General features: G+C 36.2%; 22 protein-coding genes. All 22 read right to left on the reverse strand.

The window, feature by feature from the left end; all coding sequences use genetic code 11:
* Positions 1-3: 3 nt before the first annotated feature.
* Positions 4-369, reverse strand: a complete 366-nt coding sequence (locus SMUL_RS12250; RefSeq protein ID WP_025345547.1) for a chemotaxis response regulator CheY — start codon at positions 367-369, stop codon at positions 4-6.
* Positions 370-437: 68 nt separating this feature from the next.
* Positions 438-1,160 carry a 1-(5-phosphoribosyl)-5-[(5-phosphoribosylamino)methylideneamino]imidazole-4-carboxamide isomerase gene (gene hisA / locus SMUL_RS12255; protein WP_025345548.1) on the reverse strand — a complete coding sequence of 241 codons (723 nt, stop codon included), beginning with the start codon at positions 1,158-1,160 and terminating at the stop codon, positions 438-440.
* Positions 1,160-1,771, reverse strand: a complete 612-nt coding sequence (gene hisH / locus SMUL_RS12260) for an imidazole glycerol phosphate synthase subunit HisH (protein ID WP_025345549.1) — start codon at positions 1,769-1,771, stop codon at positions 1,160-1,162. Before hisH ends, hisA begins: the two co-directional genes overlap by 1 nt.
* A complete protein-coding gene (locus SMUL_RS12265; protein ID WP_025345550.1) occupies positions 1,768-2,673 on the reverse strand; it encodes a PDC sensor domain-containing protein in 906 nt (301 codons plus the stop codon). The genes hisH and SMUL_RS12265 overlap by 4 nt, the downstream gene beginning before the upstream one ends.
* 32 nt (positions 2,674-2,705) lie before the next feature.
* Complete coding sequence (locus SMUL_RS12270; protein ID WP_025345551.1) at positions 2,706-4,868, reverse strand: STT3 domain-containing protein; 2,163 nt, start codon at positions 4,866-4,868, stop codon at positions 2,706-2,708.
* Positions 4,869-4,876: 8 nt separating this feature from the next.
* Positions 4,877-6,607, reverse strand: coding sequence for a UDP-N-acetylglucosamine 4,6-dehydratase (configuration-retaining) (gene pglF / locus SMUL_RS12275; protein ID WP_025345552.1), 1,731 nt, complete (start codon positions 6,605-6,607; stop codon positions 4,877-4,879).
* Positions 6,607-7,578 carry an MraY family glycosyltransferase gene (locus tag SMUL_RS12280; protein WP_025345553.1) on the reverse strand — a complete coding sequence of 324 codons (972 nt, stop codon included), beginning with the start codon at positions 7,576-7,578 and terminating at the stop codon, positions 6,607-6,609. Before SMUL_RS12280 ends, pglF begins: the two co-directional genes overlap by 1 nt.
* The gene (locus SMUL_RS12285; RefSeq protein WP_025345554.1) at positions 7,575-8,432 is read right to left on the reverse strand and encodes an NAD-dependent epimerase/dehydratase family protein; all 858 of its coding nucleotides are present in this window, start codon (positions 8,430-8,432) and stop codon (positions 7,575-7,577) included. Before SMUL_RS12285 ends, SMUL_RS12280 begins: the two co-directional genes overlap by 4 nt.
* The gene (locus SMUL_RS12290) at positions 8,429-9,343 is read right to left on the reverse strand and encodes a glycosyltransferase (protein WP_025345555.1); all 915 of its coding nucleotides are present in this window, start codon (positions 9,341-9,343) and stop codon (positions 8,429-8,431) included. The genes SMUL_RS12285 and SMUL_RS12290 overlap by 4 nt, the downstream gene beginning before the upstream one ends.
* The gene (locus SMUL_RS12295; RefSeq protein ID WP_025345556.1) at positions 9,336-10,433 is read right to left on the reverse strand and encodes a glycosyltransferase; all 1,098 of its coding nucleotides are present in this window, start codon (positions 10,431-10,433) and stop codon (positions 9,336-9,338) included. The genes SMUL_RS12290 and SMUL_RS12295 overlap by 8 nt, the downstream gene beginning before the upstream one ends.
* Positions 10,430-10,894: an LbetaH domain-containing protein gene (locus SMUL_RS12300; RefSeq protein WP_223809704.1), complete on the reverse strand. Its 465-nt coding sequence runs from the start codon at positions 10,892-10,894 to the stop codon at positions 10,430-10,432. The genes SMUL_RS12295 and SMUL_RS12300 overlap by 4 nt, the downstream gene beginning before the upstream one ends.
* 125 nt (positions 10,895-11,019) lie before the next feature.
* Positions 11,020-11,910 (reverse strand): glycosyltransferase family 2 protein, encoded by an 891-nt coding sequence (locus tag SMUL_RS12305; protein WP_025345558.1) that lies wholly within the window; start codon positions 11,908-11,910, stop codon positions 11,020-11,022.
* The gene (locus SMUL_RS12310) at positions 11,907-13,037 is read right to left on the reverse strand and encodes an SDR family NAD(P)-dependent oxidoreductase (protein WP_025345559.1); all 1,131 of its coding nucleotides are present in this window, start codon (positions 13,035-13,037) and stop codon (positions 11,907-11,909) included. The genes SMUL_RS12305 and SMUL_RS12310 overlap by 4 nt, the downstream gene beginning before the upstream one ends.
* Entirely contained in the window at positions 13,027-13,683 is a 657-nt protein-coding gene (locus SMUL_RS12315) for an acyltransferase (protein WP_025345560.1), read from the reverse strand. The genes SMUL_RS12310 and SMUL_RS12315 overlap by 11 nt, the downstream gene beginning before the upstream one ends.
* Positions 13,680-14,504, reverse strand: coding sequence for a glycosyltransferase (locus tag SMUL_RS12320; RefSeq protein WP_025345561.1), 825 nt, complete (start codon positions 14,502-14,504; stop codon positions 13,680-13,682). The genes SMUL_RS12315 and SMUL_RS12320 overlap by 4 nt, the downstream gene beginning before the upstream one ends.
* Positions 14,497-15,726 carry a hypothetical protein gene (locus tag SMUL_RS12325; protein WP_148295301.1) on the reverse strand — a complete coding sequence of 410 codons (1,230 nt, stop codon included), beginning with the start codon at positions 15,724-15,726 and terminating at the stop codon, positions 14,497-14,499. Before SMUL_RS12325 ends, SMUL_RS12320 begins: the two co-directional genes overlap by 8 nt.
* Before the next feature lie 53 nt (positions 15,727-15,779).
* A complete protein-coding gene (rfbH, locus tag SMUL_RS12330; protein ID WP_025345563.1) occupies positions 15,780-17,114 on the reverse strand; it encodes a lipopolysaccharide biosynthesis protein RfbH in 1,335 nt (444 codons plus the stop codon).
* Complete coding sequence (locus SMUL_RS12335; protein WP_025345564.1) at positions 17,111-17,983, reverse strand: NAD-dependent epimerase/dehydratase family protein; 873 nt, start codon at positions 17,981-17,983, stop codon at positions 17,111-17,113. The genes rfbH and SMUL_RS12335 overlap by 4 nt, the downstream gene beginning before the upstream one ends.
* A 3-nt stretch (positions 17,984-17,986) precedes the next feature.
* A complete protein-coding gene (rfbG, locus tag SMUL_RS12340; RefSeq protein WP_223809705.1) occupies positions 17,987-19,096 on the reverse strand; it encodes a CDP-glucose 4,6-dehydratase in 1,110 nt (369 codons plus the stop codon).
* The gene (gene rfbF / locus SMUL_RS12345; protein ID WP_025345566.1) at positions 19,081-19,854 is read right to left on the reverse strand and encodes a glucose-1-phosphate cytidylyltransferase; all 774 of its coding nucleotides are present in this window, start codon (positions 19,852-19,854) and stop codon (positions 19,081-19,083) included. The genes rfbG and rfbF overlap by 16 nt, the downstream gene beginning before the upstream one ends.
* Positions 19,851-20,819: a GDP-L-fucose synthase family protein gene (locus tag SMUL_RS12350; RefSeq protein ID WP_025345567.1), complete on the reverse strand. Its 969-nt coding sequence runs from the start codon at positions 20,817-20,819 to the stop codon at positions 19,851-19,853. The genes rfbF and SMUL_RS12350 overlap by 4 nt, the downstream gene beginning before the upstream one ends.
* A complete protein-coding gene (locus tag SMUL_RS16765; RefSeq protein WP_025345568.1) occupies positions 20,812-21,570 on the reverse strand; it encodes a nucleotidyltransferase domain-containing protein in 759 nt (252 codons plus the stop codon). Before SMUL_RS16765 ends, SMUL_RS12350 begins: the two co-directional genes overlap by 8 nt.

Below are 21,570 nucleotides of genomic sequence, written 5' to 3' on the forward strand. Positions count from 1 at the left end.
AAATTAACCTAAAACATCCTCAAGTTTTTCTTTAAGAACTTGTGGGGTAAAAGGTTTAACGATATAGTTGTTGACACCCGCTTTAAGCGCTGTAATCACTTCTGCCTTACCACCCTCAGTTGTGACCATGATGATAGGCATACCTTCATATTTTTTTTCAGCTCTAACTTTACGAACCAAATCCAACCCATTCATCTCAGGCATGTTCCAATCGGTAATCAGCACATTAATATCCGGTGTGCGCTCCATGATCTGCCAGGCTTCCACACCATGTTCTGCTTCCAAAACGTCATCAAATCCTAATCGCTGTAAGGTGTTCTTAATAATACGGCGCATTGTCGAGCTATCATCTACTACAAGCAGCTTCAATGTCACTCCTTTTGTCGTTAAGTTATTGCTATGGGTTAAATTCTAACCAAGTTTAGTTTGAACTTAGTTTAAAGCGTTTCTTTAGCGATATACGCAAAAGCTTCACGCAAATCTAAGCTCCCCTCATAAAATGCTTTTCCCACGATGACACCAGAAACCTTGTGGCTCTGCTTCAACGAGATAATATCGTCTAAATTCTTTAATCCTCCACTCGCAATCGTGGCAATGCCTGAAGCTTCTGCGATGGCAAGTGTAAAATCAAGATTGACCCCACTGAGCATTCCATCACGCCCGACATCGGTGCAGATGATCGCTTCAACCCCTGCATCGGCAAACGCACGTGCCAAATCCGTCGCTTTCATCGTGGATTTTTCAGCCCAACCTTCTACGGCGACATACCCATCAATAGCGTCAATACCAACGACCACACGGTATTTTTGTGCCATTTCTTTGACAAAAGCGGGGTTTTTCAAAGCGATGGAACCTAAAATGACGCGATCAATGCCTAACGCCACATAGCGGCGAATCGTCTCTTCATCACGAATCCCGCCACCCAGTTCCAGTTTTAAACGACAATTTTGACGAATTTTTTCAATTTGCTCAAGGTTTTTAGGCTCGCCTGCGAATGCCCCGTTTAAATCAACCAGATGCACCCATGTTGAGCCCATCTCTTCAAACACCTTTGCCACTTCCCAAGGCTCATTCGAGTAAATTTTAGCACTCTCCATCAGCCCTTTGGTAAGGCGTACGGCTTTGCCATCTTTCAGGTCTATCGCTGGTAAAATATCCATCATAACTCCACAAAATTCTTTAAAATTGCCAATCCATTGGCATGGGATTTCTCAGGGTGCGGCTGAAAACCAAAGACATTGTTTTTTTGAACCGCACTGGGAAATTCATACCCGTACATTGTTTTACCAATGGTGTATTGATCATCACACTGCGCATGAAAACTGTGCACAAAATAGAGGTAAAACGACTCGGGCATCCCTTTAAACAAAGGTGTCTCTTTCTTTACATGTAATTGATTCCAGCCCATGTGTGGTACTTTGAGACGTTGATCAAACCGTGAAGTATCAAACTTCACGATCTCTCCTTCGATCAAACCAAGCCCTGCACAATCACCAAACTCAACACTGCTTTCAAACAGCAGTTGCATGCCAAGGCAAATGCCTAAAAGCGGTTTGCCTGAAATAGCAAACGCTCTTACTGCCTCATCAAGATTTCGCTCTTTTAGGCAGCCCATCGCATCTTTAAAAGCACCAACTCCTGGTAAAATGATCTTATCAAATTTTGAAACCGTGTCAGCATCTTTGACAATTTCAACCGCAACACCAAGCTTTTCAAACGCATTGGTAACGCTTCGAAGATTGCCCATATTGTAATCAATCAATCCTATCATGAATCTCTCTTTTGCGGAATAGATTTAAGGTAAAACGCAAGCCCAAAGAGAAGGAATGTCACACCTCCAAGCAGATAAACCGCGTATAAAATGTGCGCCGCGTCAATAATTGCAAATTTAAAGACGAGCATTAATGCCTCAATGGCAAGGGCGATAATGATGGAGCCTAAAAAACGCACCATCGTTTTGTGCATGCCTCCACCTTCATCTTTTTCATTTCGACCTAACACTTCCTCTTCAAAGATCGTTTTCACCAGATCAAAAATGGCTAAAGAGAGTGTGACCAAAATGGTTGATTCAAACATCGCTTTAATATCAAGAAGATTAAACTCAAATCCATGCATAAACAAGCTACGCATCCCATTAAAAAGTAACAGAAGAGCTATCGCCAATAAGCAAAGCGAAAAAACGGTATAGATCACTTGGGAACTTTTTCCAAAAACAGACTGTAACGACGAAGGGTGGGCAATTTTTAAAATGTGCTCCAAAGAGACATCGATACAGGCAATAAATTTTAAAATCCCTTGCTCATCATAAATAGGATAAGAGGCTGTCACTGTTAAATCGTTGGTCAATGTTGAAGGATACGGGTCGCTTAAAACACAACGTTTTTCGCGCACAGCACGATAATAATAGGACTTGCCACTACGATTTTGTCCCAGTCCTCCCTTGCGGTGTGGATCATCGGTGATGTTATTGATGACCTGATCGCCTTTGTTATCCAGCAAATAAAGGGCTTCAAACTCTTCCACTTCGTGGACAATTTTATCTAAACTCGCGCTGATGACATCCAAATTGGGTTCAGGCATACGGTTCGGGATATTGCGCGTAAAGAGATAGCACAAATACGCTCTTGCTCTGGTTCTAACTTCAGAAAATTGCTGAATCTCACGAATAACCATATCGCTTCCCTTTTGTTTTTTTCGTATTGTAACTAAATTTTGAGCCGATAGACTTTAGCGTATGCCTCTAAACTAATCGGTTCGAAAAATCGTTCGTCATAATTTTCCAACACAAAGAGTTGAATGTAGCTCGAACGGAACATCGCTTCATCAAGAATCAAAAACGTATTGTACGCTTGCATGTAAATAATCGAAAAAAGCCCATCAGGATGGATGATAGTTTGCTCTTTAACCAGTTTAAACTCAGGCGTATACGCTGTTTGGATAAAGTTTTTAACAGGCACTTCTTGATTACCAATTTTAAGCATTCCTTTGGCTTTATCTAACACAACACCGCCGCTGAAATTAAGCAAAGAACCTGTATCTTTAACCTGTGAGGTTTGAAAGAAAAACGGCTGGCGCGTCATCTTTCCACTCATAAGATCCATACCACTAAATTGCGCGACCGTTGGGAAAATACTCATCATACGGTATGGCAGGTAGAAATAAATTTCGCGTGTTTTAGCCGGTAACGAAAGAGGCGTTTGAAGCGCATCCAGAAAATCATTGGCATCTTTAAAACCATAATCCAAGCTCATTTGAGCCGTGTTGTTTATAATTTTAGACTGTTGCTCTTTAGCTTTGGTCTCATTCTCTTCGGCCGTGATAAATGCTTTTTCCGTGTATTCTACTTCCAAACGAGCAAGCTTCGCCGCACTTTCTTGATCGTTGGTTAACATAAAACTCACAGGGAAATTGACATCGCCACTGTGCTTACCACCATCAATCAATGTTTTCGTATCAGCGTAGTAGCGCAAAGGATAGCCATAGTCCCACCACGCAACAATATAATCGTCTCGACCTGCAATGTTTCGAAGCGAATCGAGCTGTTCCACTTCGGTTTTATTCATCACCGTTGGCACACGATAATCGATTACATGTAAAAGGTTTGGGTACAAAACTCCAAGACTTGAGAGGATCACAAAGCTCGATTTAACCAGCCCTCCAAGCCGCTCATTGATAAACACTCCCGTGATATAAGCGCTACATGTAAAAAGCAAATACGCCATCCCCAAAGCACACACCGGCACAGCATAAATCGTAAAACGAAGTCCTCCCCAAAGGGCTAAAAAGCCAAGCCCTAACAGTGGCAAGCCTAAAAGCATCGCAGGGTATTTTTTGACCATCAAAACGTAGCCAATGAGAGAGAGAATAAACGTGATCGTATGCCCACTAATGCGTTCTGCAAAGGTGATAAAGTCAATTTGACCCGCTTCGCGTACGGTTTGCATTACGGAGAAAAAGTGCAGCGGTAGCACGTCTGGACTCATCTCAATCGCATCTTTAAAAACATACCCTTTGAGCTGTGCCCAAATCGGTGCCAATCCCCCTGTTACAAAAAAGAGCGCTATAGCCAACGCTAAAAAATACCCGATGTATGTGTCCCAATGCTTCTTTTTAAAACTCACATAAATGCCAATGACAACTACCAAGCGTACTATATTTGGCAATCCCATCATCGCAAAAAGCATAATCGTTAAGAGTTTGAAATGAAAAATATTTTTCCGATCAAAGAGGAGCGCATACGCCAAGATCAATCCAAAATACGAAAATTCCAACGAGTAGCTTTGAGGATACCACCAACGATAGGCAATAATTTCTAATGCTGTGATTAAAAGGTATTTTTCTTCTTTCGTTCGTAAGGCTAAAATCAGCGACCATAACAGAAATGTGGGGAAAACAATATTGAGCATATCGGTATCGTAATAGCCAATCATCGTTCGGTTGTAATAACTCACCGCAATCGAAGCAAGAAGTGCCGCTAAAAACCCCATCTCAATCATTTTAAAATGGTGTGCGATTAAGATAATTGGCACCACAATTAACGAGCCTAAGAGAGAAGGCATATAAAAAATTGTTGTTTCTAATGAGAACGGAAACAGTTTAACCGCAAGGTAAGTCAACCATGAAGCCGCTTCATTGACAGGAGAAAGCGCATGTTTTTGCGATATGCCATACAAAAGATCTCTTGCCCCCTCCGCCCAAAAATAGCCATCATTCGTGTTAATCATAAATTGCCCAGCAAATTTAAAACTTTCATAGTCGCTAAACTGATAAACCCAAATCAAACGTACGCAAAAACTAAATGCAAAAGCCAGTACAATAAGACTTGTAATAACATAGGTGCTTTTTTTATCTCTTAAATCTTGATTCATACCGATCCCTAGTGTGCATTATGATTAAATTCAGGAACAATCTCTTTTAATTTTGCTATTTTATCGTTACATGTAAACAGTTCTTCGATATCAGTACAGAGTTTATCAATCGCATACGGTGTTTTGTTTGTGACCATAATTGACTCATAGGCTGTCTTTTTATCGCTCTCATGGATGAGTAACTCTTCATACAGTTTTTCACCAGGACGAAGCCCTGTAAATTCAATCACAATCTCTTTTTTACCCGAGAGATCGATCATTTTTTGTGCCAAATCAGCAATTTTGACAGGCTCTCCCATATCCAAGATAAAAAGCTCTCCGTTCTCGCCGATAGCCCCTGTTTGAAGCACCAATTCACACGCTTCGGGAATGAGCATAAAATAACGCGTAATTTCAGGATGCGTTACCGTAATAGGTCCGCCTTTTTCAATTTGCGCCTTAAACTTTGGAATCACAGAACCGCTACTGCCAAGAACATTGCCAAAACGAACAGCTACGATGTGTGTTTTTTTCGCATCCACATTTTGAGCATAAAGTTCGCAAATGCGTTTGGTCGTCCCCATAACGTTCGTTGGTCGTACCGCTTTATCGGTAGAGATTAAAATAAATTTTTGAACTCCATGCTTGATCGAAAGATCAATACAAATTTTTGTTCCTAAGACATTGTTTAAAATGCCCTCTTCCACATTGGATTCGACCAAAGGAACATGTTTGTAAGCAGCTGCATGCACGACAATTTCAGGTTTATACGTATCAAAAGCTTTATCCATTAAGGATTCATTCAGCACACTTTGCATAATCGGTACCAATTTATCGCTTTGCAACTCTTCCATCAATTGATACAGATTAAATTCACTGTGATCAATCAAGATGAGCTTTCTAGCTCCATATTTAAGGCATTGGCGAACAATCTCACTGCCAATACTTCCCCCAGCTCCCGTGATCATAACTGTTTTACCCTTGATAAACTGCGAAATTTTCATTTTATCAAGATCTTTAGGATGCCTTGCTAAAAGATCCTCAACCGTAATCTCTTTAAGTTGATGGGATAAAAAAGTATCCGATAAAATCGTATCTAAGGAAGGTAAGATTTTAATCTCATGAAAATAAGGTCTGAGCTCTTCATAAATTGCATTGATGTTTTTTGCAGATGTGGAAGGGATCGCGATTAAAAGAAGATCGTATTTATTTTCACTCAATTTTTCTTTGAGCTCATCTTTTGAGATAATACGAACACTATCAATGCTACGCTTTTGAAGCCTTATGTCATCATCCACAAAATAACGCATTTTATACGCTGTATTGCGGTACTCTTCTTCAAGTTTTAAACCTGATTTCCCCGCACCATAAATCACCAATGTTTTATCTTTATGGGTACGACTATGGTTGATCCAAAAATAGTAGAGGTACATCACAAAGGTGATCGAAAAAAGATAAAAGAAAAGCTCTGAGAGCATGAGCGATAAACGAACATGGGTATAAAACAGTGGCGCATAAACACAAAAGGCGACAATATAAACAAGACTTTTCAATAAAAAAGTCTTTTGTGTCACTTTTGACCAAGAGAGTGAATAGTCTTTAAAAAGAAATATGGAAGCGATAATACGTACAACAATGACCACACCAATCACTTCAAATTGCACAGGATAATGAAAAATCCAATAGGTCCATAAAAAGGTAATGAATGTTAATGTGATGATGACTAAAAGATTTAAAATGCGTTTATCAATTGCAAACATTATTCAAACTTCTTTCGTTTATCCACCATCTTCACAGCACCGTAAAGCACTAAAATTGCTACCATAAAATACCCCATTGCGTTGCTTGGTTGAGTGAACGCACTATACCCTAAAATCAATAAAACAAGATTAATTCCAAGTGCAAAAAAGACAACGCGATCATGCAAAATGCCACTTTGTACCAAACGCTGATAAGCATGCTTACGGTGCGCTTGTGAAAGTTTTTCGTGATTTTTGTATCGACGTATAAGCGTGAGGGTTGCATCAAACCAAAAAAGACCAAAAAGAATAATCCAAATAAAAATGGAAAATCCACTGTTTTGATAATAAAGGGCAAAAATAGCAACCGTATAACCCAAAAGTGTACTGCCAACATCACCCATGAAAATTTTAGCCCTATGCCAATTCCAAACTAAAAACCCAGCGACAGAAGCTACTAAAATTAAGAAATGATCCCCTCCGAACAAGAGCCATCCTGCGATGGCTAAAAAGATCGCTTCACTTCCAGCATAACCGTCAATGCCATCCAAAAAATTATAGAGGTTGATAAACCACATGATTCCCAAAAAAGCTAAAACATTGGTTATCAATGGATTTTCAATCATCCAAAACCCAAAATCAATTTGCTCAAGTCCACCAAGTACATAAAGCCCTGCAACACTGACACCCGCTTGCACCAAGAGCCTTAATTTTGGCGATAATTCATACAGATCATCAAAATAACTTACAACCGAGAGCAAACTTCCACACAGTAGCGCATAAAATAAGGTGGGCTCAATTTCTTTACATGTAAAAAGATAAACAAGCCCTAAGAACCATGTCACAGCAATAGCAATGCCTCCACCATGCGGTGTTGGTGTTGTATGAGAGCTACGCTCATTAACTGTGGCAAGTAATGATTTTTTAAGAGCATATGTGCGAATAAGGTAGGTTAAAAAAAGTGAAGCCATAAAGATAAAAAGATAAATCATTGCACAGTACCTTGTATCATCATGGCAATACCTTCCTGCGTCGAATAAGGGTTTTTGAAATGTAAAACTTCTTTTGTCCTGCTGTTATCTACGGCTAAACTCTCAAATAATCTTTTATAAAAAGAGGGCTTAACCCATTTTAGAAATCTCGCAAACAAAGGTAGTTGGATCAAAAAAAGTTTTTTCTTTTTAGCTTTGGCAAGTTCTTGTATTAACTCCGTAGTCGAAAGAGGTACATCATCACCTGCTAAAAAGATACCGCCTTTGCATTGATCTATAATCGTATCAAGTAATGCACATAAATTCCCAATAAAAACGAGACTCCGTTTATTATCAATACCATCTAGAGGCAAGAGTGGCATTGTGTCAATCAGTTTGATCAAATTGTGCATATTTGCTTTAACACCACTACCATAAACAATAGGCGTACGGATAATAGAAACAACAAAATTTTCATCAGCCAATTTTTGAAGCTCTTGCTCAGCTTTCAATTTAGTTCTACCATAAGCATCTTCAGGGAAACATGGGCTTGTTTCGGTATATGCAATAGCACTCTCTTCACCATACACTTTAACCGTACTCATAAAAATAAACTGTTTAACGCCATTCTCTTTTGCTTTATGCGCTAACTGTAGCGTCTGATCAACATTGACTTTCTCATAAGCCATATCACTTGCTCCGCCCATCTGATGCACTAATGCGGAGAGATGAATGACTATCTCCACATCGTTTACATGTAAAGTTTCCACCTCATCATTGACAAAAGAAAAAGGCTGAATAGCATATTTTGAAGCATACTGCTTTTGAAAATAACTCCCAATAAAGCCACGAGCTCCTGTTAATATAAGATTCATTTTTGACCGCCAAAAATACTTATCAAAAGGCACGCAAAGAAAAATAAATATTTATCTTTGGGCTTCCTTCGACATTTTTGTGCATGCCAAGCGAGCTTAAAAAAGCCAATTTTATCTAAAGGCGACCATTCCTTCACAAACGGTTGTTCACCCATGCCTATAATAATAGCAATTGTTTTCGCTTGAGCAATTGCACCACCAAATAAAATTTTTTTCAAGCGATACAAAAAAGCTTTCAACCCTTGATTGACGCCAACTTGATTGTTTGTATGTTGACGATATCGCATACTTGGCTTTTCCTCAATTACCCAATGAAAACCATTAGCTCTTGCATATGCATAGCAAAACCAATCATGCAACCATAGAGTATTAACCAAATCCCATTTTTGACAAATACACTGCTTTACATGTACTGCTAAAGCCTGTGTTAGAACATAGGTACATCCAGGACCTGCTGCTTCAAAGAGGTAATCATACTGACATTGTGGCTGTGACTTTACAATCAACTTTTCACGTCCATCTTCCCAAAAGGCTAAGACATTGCTAGAATATCCATCAGATTTTGTTTCATTTAATTTTTGGATTGCGCGACTTAACTTATCTTGGTACCAAATATCATCCTGATCTGCAAAAGCAATAAAATCATACGGCGTAAAATCAACATCACGAATAAGACGAAAGAAGTTTTTTGCGGCACCTCCAAAACGACCTATATCCTCTAATATCATTATTTGAGAGTTATCGGGATAAGACGCTTCTATCCATTCTCGTGTTCCATCGCGTGATGTATCAATACTAAGAAAAATCGTTACCTCAACATCTTTTTGATTTAGAATACTGTCAATCTGCTCTTTTATGTAGGCTTTCCCATTGTAAGCCGCTAGCAAAATAGCAATAGCAGGGTTAGTCATGCTTTTCACCTAAAAGGATTTCAAAAAGTTCTTGCCATGTATGAGAAGCAATACCTTTTGGCTTTTCATTCACATGAGGTTCATACACCAATGTTTCATCGATATACTGTTTGATTAAATTGGCTAAAGAAAAGGCATCTTGTGGCGGAAAGAATTGCACTTTATCATATGAGCCCACCGTTTCATGCGCATATTCCAGATCAGCAGCAAAGATTGGTTTTTGAAACATTTTAAATTCACTGATTGGCAATCCCCATGTTTCAAGTTTAGAAGGGAAGATCAAACCATCTGCTAATTGATACAAACTGAACACTTTATCTCTACTCTGAAGTCCTATGAATTTTAACTCAGGAATTGAACCATAGTGTTGAACAATCCATCGCGAATATCTATTTTCGGTACCATCAACTGTTACGATAACTTCAAGCTTTGCTTTATACTTATCCTCTAAAAGCAAAATTGCTTCGGCAATGATTTCTATGTTTTTGAAAACTCTCGGAAAAGTAGGATAGAAAAAAATATGCTTTTGGTTTTGAGAAGATATCATAGGCTCTGTTTTTAAAACAATGTTTGGATAAGCAACAACGCAATTTCGAATCGGATACATTGCTCTAAATTTTTGACGAAGCCACTCTTGTTGAACAATAACAAAGTCATTTTTTTCGATATTGATCCTGTACAGCCATTTATAAAACCAACAAAAAAGTGCAAATTTTGGATCTAAGAACAACTCTTTTTTTGTAATCTTAAAAAAAGGCGATGGGTTATGACAATAGACTGCTCGTATTGAAGCTTCAACATTAGGGGTAATATCATGAAGAGACAACCAAAGATATGGTTTTAACACTTTAGATAACTTTTTAAAATACACATACTCATAGTAAAGTCGATACACATAAGACTTCGTTGATTTCGGAAATTCGATAAATTCAATGTTTGGAAAAGAAGGGAAAAGCTCTTTACTGTGCACCAAAGCATAAATTTTATAGGTTTTGGTTAAATGACCATCCAAGGCTTTGAGACAATCTTGAAATATAGAGAGTGGACCACCTTGTATAAAGTTAATCCCAGAAATTATAATCGTTTTCACACTCTAACCCACTCATTTTTTTCAAAATCAAATTGCTTAATCACTTTGGCAGGAGATCCTAGTGCAATGCTAAAAGGCGGTATATCTTTCGTGACAACAGACATCGTACCAACGATACTTCCTTTGCCTATCGTAACGCCAGGTAAAATAGATACAAATTCACCTATCCATACATCTTCTTCAACAATGACGGCAGAAGAAGAAAGAGCCCGCTCAAGAGGAGGAACCAAAGGAGAAGTGTGAATATGATTAGCGCCATAACTTCCATGATTATGATCCGTAATAAATACTTTACTCGCAATTAAAACACGATCTTTTATCGTAATAGATTCAATTGCAGCAATATGCACATAGTCATTTATCTGAACATCATTTCCTACATGTAAAACTATTTTGGGTTCACTTGGGAAGGCATCTAAACGGCACCCAACACCTGTTGTGAGTCTTTTCCCAAGATTCATATAGCGACGGCCTCGGACATAAAAAGGTAATCGAATAATCCGACTCTGCTGATAAAACAATTTCGTATAAAGATAATTCATCATTAATCGAAGCGAAAACTTATTTAAGTAGTATGAAAATAATTTCATTGTTTTAATAATTTCCATCCGTCCATTAGTGCTCGTAACAGTTCTTTACGCTCTTTTGATCCATATTGAACATATTTAATAATTCGTGTTGAATAAAAATAGAATAAGGAGATCATTTTTTGCATCAAATTAAAATTTTTACCAATAAAATAGAGGCGATTACGTGTTGTATAATAGATAGAAAAAAGACTGTTTGCACCACCTGTGCTAATGCTAACCTTATGCTGTACAATTGCTTGAGGAAAATATACGATTTTATAACCCGCTAATTGTGCTCTGTAAATAAAGTCTGTATCATCATAATAGACAAAATATTTTTCATCCATCATGCCAACTTTATGAAAAACTTCACAAGAGAGCAACATAAAACATGTTGGCGCAAATCCAATATATTCAATACTATTATAGTCTCCAACATCTTCTTCTTGATTACCCCTCATAGGTGTTAGTGCCTTGTATGTCAGGATTTCCCCACCTGCCATCCATAATTTTGATGTGCCATAATAATAAATTTTTGGCACAATAATTGGCTCATGTTTGGTTTGGGCATAATCCACCATCAATGAAATGGTCTCTTCTGGAAATTCAATGTCATTATTGAGTAAAAGTATATAATCACACTGCTCTTCTAATGCTTTGAAAATACCTTGATTATTCCCTTTTGCCACGCCTAAGTTTGCATTATTATTGATAAATTCGACAGGGATTGCATAATCCTTAGATAATCGCATTGCTTCATTGAGAGCATCATCATTGGGTGAATTATCAATCACATACAGTACATAATTCGTATAAGTCTGTTTTGAAAGACTTTCAAAAAAACCTTCCAAAACTTCTATACCATTATAGAGCACTGTTACAAGTCCTAATTTAGGTAATACACTCATTTATAGAGCCCTTTTTCTTTCATTTCAACAATACTTTTTTCATAATTATCTTCCATAATTTCCTGATTCTCAACCCATGATGTGAATCTTTTAATACCCTCTTCAAAAGAAACTTTTGGTTTAAAACCAAGTTTTTGCTCTATTTTTGTTAAATCCGCATAGTTATGTCTAATATCACCTAAACGGTAATTACCTGTTATAGTGACTTTTGAATCACTTTGATACGCATTGATCAACGTCTTTGCAACGGTTAAGACATCAATGGCTTGCCCCAGTCCAACATTAAAGACTTCACCATTAGCTTCATCTTTTTCGATGCCTAAAATGGTAGCATCAACCACATCATCCACATACACAAAATCTCTGCTTTCTAGCCCATCTTCAAAAATAGCAATATCATTGCCATTTTTAATTCGTGTTGAGAATATGGAAAGTATGCCAGTATATGGATTTGAAAGTGACTGCCCTGCACCATAGACATTTTGATACCTAAAGGCAACAGAAGGAATACCTAAAGATTGCCCCATCAACATAAACATTTGCTCTTGAACATGTTTGGTAATGCCATAAATAGAAGTAGGATGGATTTTACTCTCTTCATCGGTTGGCTGTAAAGTAACTTCATGTTGACAATAAGGACATTGAACACCAAAATTCCCATGTGCCATATCATTATCAAGTCTCGCAATAGGATAAACTGTACCATGTTCTTTACATGTATACTTTCCTTCACCATAAATCGCCCGTGAAGATGCAACAACAATTTTTTTGACACTATGTGTTTCATTTGCCAAAATATCTAAAAAGATAGAAGTACCTTTGACATTAACATCGGTGTATTTTTCTATCTCATACATGGATTGTCCCGTGCCTGTTTCAGCAGCTAAATGCACCACTACATCAATGTTTTCTAATGCTTTTTTCCAATCATCATAATTTAAAACCGTACCGTGAATAAAGTTGGCTTTGTCTTTAATAGAGTGATATAAAGGAGAATTTTCACTGTGAATTTGAGGCGAAAGATTATCAAGAACTGTAACGCTATAACCTTTTTCAATCAACTTTAAACTTAAATTTGAACCGATAAAACCTGCTCCACCTGTGATTAAGATATGTTTATATTTCATCTTTAAAATTTCCTTTAGCATCTGTTTTTTCCCACTGTTTTGTTATAACATCATAACGTTTTACAATCTTTGCAGGGATTCCAACAATGACACAGTAATCAGGAAATTCACCTCTGACTACGGCGTTGGCACCTACCACACAATGTTTCCCGAGAATAGTACCTGCTTGAATTTTGACGCCACTTCCAAGAAAACAATTTTCACCAATTTTTGTTTTCTTTACATGTAAAGCTTGCTGTGCGATGGGAACATTCAAAGTTTGATAGTTATGGTCTATGTCAGTTATCATAACATCGAATAAAAGCGTTGTATTTCTCCCAACTATTAGCTCATCTGCAGCCGTTATATGACATCGCTGTTCTATCGAAACACCTTCTTCAAGAATCAGATGTGGTGTAAAGATTTGATTGCCTTTTTGGGCGATACACTCAAGCCTTGCATGGTCACGAACAATCACACGATCTTTAAGTGTGATATAGTGAGCATTTTTGAGTAACAATGGATTTTTAATAATGCACGATTTTCCCAATGCTTTTAATGCATACTTATACAAAGTATACGTTTTGACTTTTGCCCATACTAAAGCAAGATAATTGCATTTTTCATAAAAAGGTAATTGCAAAAAGAGCATTATTTTTTGAATCATGCCATATTTTCCAAAATAAGATCACGATGCTTATCATTAGCTTCTTCAATGGTTGCTGTGGATAAATCATGATTTTTCTCATACACTTTCATATTTTTCACAAAAGCATAAAAAATCATTAATAGCGTTAGAGAAAGCCCCGCGAATCCTGCCTTGTAACCTTTTTTTAAAATATACTGTTTTAGAAAGTAGTATCCAACTAAAGCCAAAGGATACCATAGTCCTTTTTTCTCGGTATAACCAAAGCGCATTTCAGTCTCAGTATATCTATTAATGACATTCAGATACGATGCTGCCGTATTACTAATAAAATGATGTACAAAAAAAGCACCTTCTAAATAATAAACTTTCTCCGAAGGAACAATACATTTACCAAAACCATGAATAGGATTGTCGGTAAAATCAATCGCATGCTTTTTAAATATTTTATTGGTGCGAGCATTAAAAGCATCATGACAGAATTGACCATAAAAATAATTTTTACGATCAATGCTAATCACTTCATAACGATTAGATGCAATAATTTTTTGAATTTCAACCAATGTTTTTTGATCAAGCATTTCATCTGCAAAACCAAAATACAACCATTCCGTCGAAATTTGATCGTAGAGAAAATCTACCAATTCCTGATTTTCAACATATTCATATTCTTTTTCTCTTGTAAATACTTTGCACCCATAACGATGCGCTATTTCTGTCGTTTTATCGGTTGATTTGTTATCTGCTAGTAGGATTTCACCAAATTGTTGAAAGTTCTTTATAACGCGCTCAATACGCTTCTCTTCATTAAACGTAAAAATAACAAATGTAAGATTATTCAATTTCACATCCTTTTTTGTATTTATAAAATACTAAGTAGATCATATAGATAACGACGCCTAACTGCGAAAATATAATAGGAAGACCGATTGTCCAAACTGAAAAAATATTCAAAAAATATAAAAATCCAAAAGAGACGATAAACGTTATTAACCCTGCCCATGAGGCTACAATCGTTTTTGCGGTTAAGTTATGAATCATAAGATAAATAGATAGACCACCTATTATCATATTGCTTCCTTCCGCTAATATCCCATAAAAAATTAAATAGGAATATTGAGAAAAAAATGAGTTTGTTAGTAGTGTAACAATTTCTTTTGAAAAAAATGTACTAACCAAAATGACTACTAAAATAACACCAAATGCTATTTTAGTATATCCAAAGATATCTTTTCCATTTGTTTTATAGAGATTTGGAACAAATAATTGTGAATAAATAACAGATGCTGCATTCATGCCACTTTGCCCCACATTTGATACGGTTGTATATAACCCCATAATTTCAATATAGCCTAGCGGCGCCAACAATACCCTATAGCCCTGCATTTGGATCCAATTGATAATGGCGCTAATGGATATAGGATATGAAAAGTGAAAGACTTCTTGAGAGCTAAACGTAGCTTTTTCAGGTATTAAATACTCTTCTTTTTTCCGTAAAAGTAAATATAAAATGACACTTATACAAAAAGTTGCTAATATCGTTGCCACTAATAAAAGAACTGCTGAAGCATTAAAATATTGAATCAGTAATAAGAAAAAACTTATCTTTATAAATCCTTCTCCAACAAGTGTATAAATGGCATTTCGCCTATAATCCAAATTATTTAAAAAGCCACGGACTACTGTATTAAAATAGAATAATGGTGATAATAAGAAAATGAGTAATACAGTAAAAAGTAAAGAAGAATCAATAAAAAATATTGTACATTCAGTAAGCACCATTAAAAATACAACAATATAAAATATCTGTTTATTAAGTGGTAAAAATGACCTTAATGATTTTTGTGCTGACTTTAAATAATGTAACTTTGATTGCTGAAAATAATCTAAAGGAACTAATAAAAAAGCATTGATTGAATATGAAAGCGTAACCAAAAGATAATATATTCCTAACTCATAAACACTTAAATAGTTTGAATACAATTTCAAAAATACGAGTTGCAGTACAATACTGAGACTTCTAAAAAATATAATTTCAAAAAATACTACTTTATTGATCGTCATGCTCAATAACTTGTAATATAACATTTAGAAATATAAATAATCATCGACAAAATTTATCTCTTAGAAATAATGAAATCACAAATTTTCTGAATCATATACGCTATAGCATCATCGCCCATTCCAGGGTAAAGTCCAATCCAAAAACTATCATTCATAATCTTGTCTGTATTTGGAAGTAACCCTACAGTTCTATAGTCTTTATCTTTTTCAAGTGACTCAAATAGGGGATGTCGTAGCATATTACCAGCAAACAGATTGCGCGTTTGAATATTGTTGTTTTCAAGGTATTCGACGAGATCATTACGAGAAAACTTCACACCTTCCTTCAGTGTCATTATAAAACCAAACCAGCTTGGATCACTCAGTGGTTGCGTCTCAACAAAGGTTAATTCTTGAACATCTTTGAGTCCATTGTAAAGCTTTTTAAAATTCTCTTTCCTTTTTTCGACGAAACTAGGGAATTTCTCCAGTTGCGCACATCCAACGGCTGCTTGCATGTCTGAAACTTTGAGATTAAAGCCAAAATGGCTATAGACGTATTTATGGTCATACCCTTGAGGTAAACTTCCAAACTGCTGGATAAAACGACACCCGCACGTATTATCTACCCCACTCTCACACCAACAATCTCTTCCCCAATCACGCATAGAAAGCATAATCTTTTTAAGAAGCGGATTATCCGTATATGTTGCGCCACCTTCACCCATCGTCATATGATGCGGTGGGTAAAAACTACTCGTTCCAATATCTCCCCATGTGCCGGTGAGTTTACCATCATACATAGAACCAAGGGCATCACAATTATCTTCAATGAGCCAAAGATTGTGTTTATCACAAAAGGCTTTGACAGCCTTGATGTCAAAAGGATTTCCTAACGTATGCGCTATCATCACTGCTTTTGTTTTTGGGCTCAGTGCTTGTTCTAACTGTGTAGCATCAATATTAAAGTGTGTGAGTTCCATATCTACAAAAACAGGCACTGCACCATATTGGACAATAGGAGCTACAGTGGTTGGAAAACCCGCAGCTACGGTGATGATTTCATCGCCACGTTTGACTTGTCTCTCTTTGAGCAAGGGTGATGTCAGTGCATAAAAAGCCAACAAATTGGCAGAACTGCCACTATTGACTAAGAACGCCCATCTTACATGTAAAAACTTTGCTAACTCTTTTTCAAACTTTTTCGAATAATCCCCATACGTTAACCAAAAATCAAGGGAACTATCAACCAGATTGACCATCTCTTTTTCATCAAAGACACGTCCTGCATAATTAACGCGACTCTCTCCTGCAACAAAGGGTTTATTTTGGCTTTTTTTATGAACAAGTTCATAATACTCTTTAGTTTTTTCTAAAATTTCTTGTTTGAGTTGCTGTTCTTTTGTCATTCTATATCCTGTAAAATTCTTTTTATTCCATCTTCAATTACAACTTTTGGTTGCCAACCTAATTGTTCGAGCTTTGAAATATTTGCTTGCATCATCATATTTTCATTTTCACGATAAGGGATAGCTCCAAAATTTAGTTTTGTAGAAATATCTTTTTTTCTTTTGAACTCTCTTACAATTTGATTTACAAACTGTCTTACTTCAATACTCTCTCCTGTTCCTAACTCAAATTCTTCAAAACTTGAAAAACAATTCATATTTTTTAGAATTATTTCATATGCATTAACGATATCAGAGATATAAATAAAATCTCGTTTTTGAGTACCTGAAGTTAAATCTATTTTCTCTACATTTTGTTTTAGTTGATGAATAAACCAATAGATAAATTTATTTTCATCATCTTTTACTCCATACATATGTTCTATCTTCACATTAATCATCTTAGTATCTGAACTTGATAAAAATTTCATCCAATCAACCAATTGGTTTTTTGAAAGTGCATACATCGTAATATTTTTATCAAGCAACGTATCAGTATTGATAAAGGCTTTAACTTTTACATGTAAAGATTCTTCTAGTAACTTTAATCCAAATAATAAATTTGTTTCTACAATTAAAGAGGGTTTTGTATCTTTTCTTCCATAATTTGTAACCGTATTAATCACAACATCAATAATATGGTTTTGAAAAATTTCTGACAAATCTATTTTATCACTATCATAGCAATGGATTTTGTCCAAATAATCTTTTATTCTAAAAGTATCTGAAGTTGATCTTTTTAAGGCAACAACCGTATATCCTTTTTCAATAAAAAACTTTAAAAGGTGACTTCCTAGAAACCCTGTTGAACCACTTAATAAAACCGTCATAAATTATATTGCCCACTCAATTTTTTTACATACAGCATCACTAATATAATGTTCTAAATCGTGTTGTGTCAAAATTATATTTTCTTCATAGAAAGATCTATACCATTTTACGGTCTTCTCAAATGTTTTTTTGCTATCCCAAACGTCCTTCCAATGAAGCTTTATATGCGCTTTTGAACAATCTAATTTCAAAAGACTAGCCTCATGAAGCTGATTCGGTACTTGATTGATCTCATAGTCAATTTTATCCCAATGTTGTTTTACATGTAAAACAACCTCTTCAACGCAAATACTTCCTTCATCACTTGGTCCAAAGTTCCAAGCCTCTCCAAATGCTACTTTTTCTTCAAGAAGTTTTTGCCCTACTTGCAAATAGCCACTAAGAGGCTCGAGCACGTGTTGCCAGGGTCTGGTTGCTTTTGGATTGCGAATACTCACTTTTTTACCTTGTGAAACAGAGAGCATAATATCTGTTATCAATCTATCGTGAGCCCAATCGCCTCCACCAATCACATTACCGGCTCGGCACGTTGCAAGCAGTGTCTGATGCGATTTTTTATATTCATTGATATTAAAATAAGAGTTTCGATAAGAGGTTGCTAGCAAATCGGCACACCCTTTGGAGGAACTGTAAGGATCATACCCACCCATTGGGTCATTTTCGCGATATCCCCAAACCCATTCTCTGTTTTCATACGCTTTATCACTGGTGATATTTACAATCGCTTTAAGCTGATGTTTACGACATGCTTCAAAGACTTTAAGGGTTCCTATCACATTAGTTTCATAGGTTTCTATTGGATTTACATACGAAGGTCTGACTAACGCTTGCGCAGCAAGATGAAAAACGATATCTGGCTTGTAGGTATCAAATGTATGATCGAGCTTTTCTAAATCTCTTATATCTCCAATAACAGAGACGATATCCAATTTTAAAAGTTCAAGATGATTAGGAGTTGTAGGAGCAGATAGAGAATAACCTATAACATTAGCACCCATTTGTTTTAGCCAAAAAACAAGCCACGAGCCTTTAAAGCCTGTATGTCCTGTGACTAAAACGGTTTTATTTTTATACATTCCACCAAAAAGATGTTGCATTACCAAACTTTCCATGGTGCTTTGCCACTATCCCAAAGCTTTTGCAATTCTTGTTTATCTCTTAATGTATCCATCGGCTTCCAAAAACCATTATGTTTGAATGTAAAAATTTCACCATCTTTGGCTAAATTTTGAAGAGGAGTTTGCTCAAAAATAGTATCATTACCCTCTGTAATATAATCAAATACTTTAGGCTCACAGACAAAAAATCCTGCATTAATCCATCCACCATCGCCTTTTGGTTTTTCAAGAAAATGGGTAACTTGGCTGTTATCTGCAATATTCAGAGCGCCAAATCTTCCATCTGGCTGTGCACTTGTCATTGTCATGGCTTTACCATGAGATTTATGAAAGGTTACAAGTTCTTCAATATTTATATCACTTACGCCATCACCATAAGTAAGCATAAAAGGCTCATTGCCAATAAAATCTTGAGCTCTTTTAACTCGTCCACCTGTCATACTTTCAAGACCTGTATCAAGAAGTGTGACTTTCCATGGCTCACTGGAATTGTTGTGTACTTGCATAGAGCCATCAGACATATCTATCGTAACATCACTCTGGTGTAAAAAATAATTTGCGAAGAATTCTTTAATATAATAACCTTTGTAGCCAAGCAGTATTACAAACTCATTAAAACCATAATGAGAATATATTTTCATAATATGCCATAAAATTGGTTTGCTCCCGATATCTACCATAGGTTTTGGGCGAATATCAGTCTCTTCAGAAAGTCTCGTACCAAATCCACCTGCTAATAGCAACACTTTCATTTTTGTAGTCCTTGCGATACAAAAAGCTCATAAACTGTCTTAATCCCCTCATCCAATTCCATCTTATGGTTCCAACCCAAAGCATGTAATTTGGAAGAATCGCAGAGTTTCAACATGGTTCCATCAGGTTTTGAAGTATTGTAAATAAGCTTTCCTTCATACCCAATCACCTTTTGGACTAATTCTGCTAATTCTTGAATACTAACCTCTTTGCCTGTGCCAATATTAATATGCGTATTGCGAACCTCTTTTTTATCTTTCGCAACATCTTTAAAATCAACTTTTTCCATGATAAAAACACACGCATCTGCCATATCTTCAGAGTATAAAAACTCTCTTCTTGGTTTTCCGCTTCCCCAAATTTCAACTTCTTTGTCCACACGTTGCTTTGCTTCGTGAATTTTGCGAATAAGCGCAGGGAGAACATGGGATGTTTGAAGATCAAAATTATCATTAGGTCCATACAGGTTGGTTGGCATGACAGAGATAAAGTTAGTGCCATATTGAAGATTATAACTCTCGCACATTTTGATACCTGCAATTTTGGCTATGGCATAAGGCTCATTGGTATATTCAAGCTCATTCGTAAGTAAAGATTCTTCATTCATTGGCTGTGGTGTATTTTTAGGGTAAATGCAGGTTGAGCCTAAAAAGAGCAATTTTTTTACACCTTGTACATAGCTTTGATGAATGACATTATTTTGAATCTGTAAATTCTCATAGATAAAATCCGCTCTATAGGTATTGTTTGCGACAATCCCCCCAACTTTGGCAGCTGCTAAAAAAACATACTCTGGTTTTTCTTGCTCAAAAAAACTTTTGACGGCTTCTTGATGGGTCAAATCAAGCTCGGCATGGGTTCGTGTAATGATGTTTGTATACCCTTTACATGTAAGGTTTTTCACAATCGCAGAACCCACAAGCCCTCGGTGCCCTGCGACATAAATTTTGCTGGTTTTATTCATGAGGCATCTCAACTTTATAGTTATTTTTCAAATTTTCAAAAATATGTTTTAGCGTATCGAACTGTGCGAAGATATCATTAATCGCTTGACTCATCGCTTCAGGCTCATCATCATATTGATGGGCAATATTATTTCTAACTTTTCTTAAAAGTATCCAATCTTCAGCACTGGTAAGAATTTCTCTTTTTTCTAGTTCATGCAAGAAATCTAAAAAACTTAACTTTTGAAAATCAGGATTGTAATTTTGCAAAATTAGTTTGAAGATTTTATCGCCTATCGTATCTTGTAGCTTTGAAAATCTAAATAAAAATTGATCGATATTTTTCACTTCTTCATCTGTTAAATTGCTATATTGATGATGAGAAAGGGGTAATATCTCTTTCGTTACGTCATAAGCTTTTTTCATTCTTTGTAAATGCTTTTCACATTCTTGAAAATATTTTTGAAGTTTAATTTGATCCATATTTAATTCCACCTTGTGCTTGTGAATCTCTTGCTCTATGAGCCTTGTATCATCTCTTTGAAACACTATATCAACTTTTTGCTCGCCTATTTTTTCTTCAAGTTTGATTAAAAACACGGTTTTTTTTGAGTAGATATCTTCACTATAAGGAACATCCAAAAAAAGGTCAATATCACCACCTTTTTGTGTATCGTCTGCACGACTACCAAAAAGATATATTTTTCCCTGTCCAAATACCTCTTTAAATGTCATAACAATAGATTCGACTTCAAAAAATGATAAACGCAT

It is taken from the genome of Sulfurospirillum multivorans DSM 12446 (assembly GCF_000568815.1).
In the GTDB taxonomy this organism is placed as follows: Bacteria; Campylobacterota; Campylobacteria; order Campylobacterales; family Sulfurospirillaceae; genus Sulfurospirillum; species Sulfurospirillum multivorans.

Excerpts from the sequence above, each read along its gene's own strand:
- SMUL_RS12280 (WP_025345553.1), bottom strand. The coding sequence starts at position 7,578 with ATGATTTATCTTTTTATCTTTATGGCTTCACTTTTTTTAACCTACCTT.
- SMUL_RS12325 (WP_148295301.1), bottom strand. The coding sequence starts at position 15,726 with ATGACGATCAATAAAGTAGTATTTTTTGAAATTATATTTTTTAGAAGT.
- SMUL_RS12285 (WP_025345554.1), bottom strand. The coding sequence starts at position 8,432 with ATGAATCTTATATTAACAGGAGCTCGTGGCTTTATTGGGAGTTATTTT.
- SMUL_RS12350 (WP_025345567.1), bottom strand. The coding sequence starts at position 20,819 with ATGAATAAAACCAGCAAAATTTATGTCGCAGGGCACCGAGGGCTTGTG.
- hisA (WP_025345548.1), bottom strand. The coding sequence starts at position 1,160 with ATGGATATTTTACCAGCGATAGACCTGAAAGATGGCAAAGCCGTACGC.
- SMUL_RS12310 (WP_025345559.1), bottom strand. The coding sequence starts at position 13,037 with ATGAAATATAAACATATCTTAATCACAGGTGGAGCAGGTTTTATCGGT.
- SMUL_RS12270 (WP_025345551.1), bottom strand. The coding sequence starts at position 4,868 with ATGAATCAAGATTTAAGAGATAAAAAAAGCACCTATGTTATTACAAGT.
- SMUL_RS12305 (WP_025345558.1), bottom strand. The coding sequence starts at position 11,910 with ATGAGTGTATTACCTAAATTAGGACTTGTAACAGTGCTCTATAATGGT.
- rfbF (WP_025345566.1), bottom strand. The coding sequence starts at position 19,854 with ATGAAAGTGTTGCTATTAGCAGGTGGATTTGGTACGAGACTTTCTGAA.
- SMUL_RS12290 (WP_025345555.1), bottom strand. The coding sequence starts at position 9,343 with ATGACTAACCCTGCTATTGCTATTTTGCTAGCGGCTTACAATGGGAAA.
- rfbH (WP_025345563.1), bottom strand. The coding sequence starts at position 17,114 with ATGACAAAAGAACAGCAACTCAAACAAGAAATTTTAGAAAAAACTAAA.
- hisH (WP_025345549.1), bottom strand. The coding sequence starts at position 1,771 with ATGATAGGATTGATTGATTACAATATGGGCAATCTTCGAAGCGTTACC.
- SMUL_RS12315 (WP_025345560.1), bottom strand. The coding sequence starts at position 13,683 with ATGATTCAAAAAATAATGCTCTTTTTGCAATTACCTTTTTATGAAAAA.
- rfbG (WP_223809705.1), bottom strand. The coding sequence starts at position 19,096 with ATGGAAAGTTTGGTAATGCAACATCTTTTTGGTGGAATGTATAAAAAT.
- SMUL_RS16765 (WP_025345568.1), bottom strand. The coding sequence starts at position 21,570 with ATGCGTTTATCATTTTTTGAAGTCGAATCTATTGTTATGACATTTAAA.
- SMUL_RS12300 (WP_223809704.1), bottom strand. The coding sequence starts at position 10,894 with ATGAATCTTGGGAAAAGACTCACAACAGGTGTTGGGTGCCGTTTAGAT.
- SMUL_RS12265 (WP_025345550.1), bottom strand. The coding sequence starts at position 2,673 with ATGGTTATTCGTGAGATTCAGCAATTTTCTGAAGTTAGAACCAGAGCA.
- pglF (WP_025345552.1), bottom strand. The coding sequence starts at position 6,607 with ATGTTTGCAATTGATAAACGCATTTTAAATCTTTTAGTCATCATCACA.
- SMUL_RS12335 (WP_025345564.1), bottom strand. The coding sequence starts at position 17,983 with ATGACGGTTTTATTAAGTGGTTCAACAGGGTTTCTAGGAAGTCACCTT.